Annotated in this window: 2 protein-coding genes and 1 pseudogene; 1 reads left to right on the plus strand and 2 read right to left on the minus strand. The window is 41.8% G+C overall.

The genetic code is table 11. From position 1 onward, the window contains the following. Together QUB66_RS29610 and QUB66_RS29615 are read right to left on the minus strand one after the other, a co-directional pair. Nucleotides 1-572: IS66 family transposase (locus QUB66_RS29610; RefSeq protein WP_332970805.1), on the minus strand; the 572-nt coding region annotated here is incomplete at its 3' end. A gap of 61 nt (nucleotides 573-633) precedes the next feature. Then, nucleotides 634-975: a DUF6444 domain-containing protein gene (locus tag QUB66_RS29615; protein ID WP_332970806.1), complete on the minus strand. Its 342-nt coding sequence runs from the start codon at nucleotides 973-975 to the stop codon at nucleotides 634-636. A gap of 341 nt (nucleotides 976-1,316) precedes the next feature. On the opposite strand from QUB66_RS29615, the pseudogene QUB66_RS29840 reads away from it, so the two are divergent. Then, nucleotides 1,317-1,480 (plus strand): annotated as a pseudogene (locus QUB66_RS29840) (IS701 family transposase); the annotation flags it as partial.

Genomic DNA, 1,480 nt, shown 5'->3' on the forward strand with positions numbered 1-1,480 from the left:
CACAAACGAACATAAATTTGATTTCCCAAAAATCCATCAGTACACCTATACATAGAAAATGATTTAGGATTGCTATAGACGCTAAAATCATCGGAACTCAACACACCAGCAAACTCGTTCCCCAGCATTGTCTCTAATTCGGCTCTACTGCGAGTGTCTGCGGCATGAAACAGCCAAAAATCTTGACCTGTGGCTGTCCACAACCATTCTTTTACTCCCTTGACACACCACGGAGTTTCATCGACATGGACGTTGGCTTGCAATGGTGCCCATTTCCATAGCTCTTCAACGGCAGGCTTTACAGCATCAGCTACCCGCGCATTCGTTGCTTGTAAAGTACCGATCCCAATTTCAATTCCACCTAATTCCCGTAGAAATTCTTGTTGTTTTTCATAGGATATGTGCCCATAATTACCTAACCAGCTCAATAATGCTTGTAGGTCGATGCTTAAGTCTTGTCCTGGAACTATCCCGGATGCTGGTGCACCCATCACCATTGCTCCGCATTCATTACATTGACATTTGACTCGTTGATATTCCACCACTTCAATTGGTAAGGCTGCTAAACACACTACTTGTTGCTTGCTATAACCAATCGCATCACTTAATTCTCTGCTACCACAATGCTCACTCTTAGTCCGGAGTGCTGATTTGATATCTATCTACTCGCCCAAATCCTTTTCGGGTTTTACCGATATGTCCCGGCTGTCCTCCTGGTTTGCGCTTTGCCTCGGACTCTGACTCTTTTGAGTTGTCAACTTTGGCTGTCTCTGATTTCTGTATCAGATCGCTCGATGGTGGTTTCGATGATGTTTTACTATTGCTGGGCTGTCTCTCTTTGAGGTTTTCGAGCTCTTGTTGTAATTTTTCAATCAGCTTTTGTTGGGTTAGCACAATTTTGACCAGATCCTCACGGCTCAACTGGTCAACTATTTCTAATTTTAGTGCTGCTGATAACTCTGGCTTTTCGCTCATCTGACTACATTACCATATTTTTCGGCTCTGGATGAACTATTTTTTACCTGAATCCTTACGTTCCACCAAATAGCACAAGAGTGATTTTCCAACTTCTTCGACAACAAAAACTTCTTCCTTGCTAATCACAAAACTCGCTGCTGTCAGGGTATCATAGCAATCCGATCTGAGTCGCAAAAGATAACAACCCAACGATCGGGAGTATCTCATTTTTGCAACAAGGATTTTTTCTTTGAGTGCCGTCCCCGTTCGCGAGGTATGTAACTAGGACTTACGCATTGACAAAATAACTCTCATAGTGCATTTATAAATATGAGTGGTCTAGAAACAGGTATTTGACAATGAGAAAAACTACCAAACCCTCGACAGCACAATGCAAGGCCAGAAAAGTATATTTTATTTTTGCTCTTAGAACCAAAGTTTGGGGAGTGTAATAGATTAGCAGAGATATTGGGAGATGTTTCGCATGATTCTATCAATCGCTTTTTATTAAGAGAAAGATATG

Source organism: Microcoleus sp. A2-C3 (genome assembly GCF_036706065.1).
Taxonomy (GTDB): domain Bacteria; phylum Cyanobacteriota; class Cyanobacteriia; order Cyanobacteriales; family Microcoleaceae; genus Microcoleus.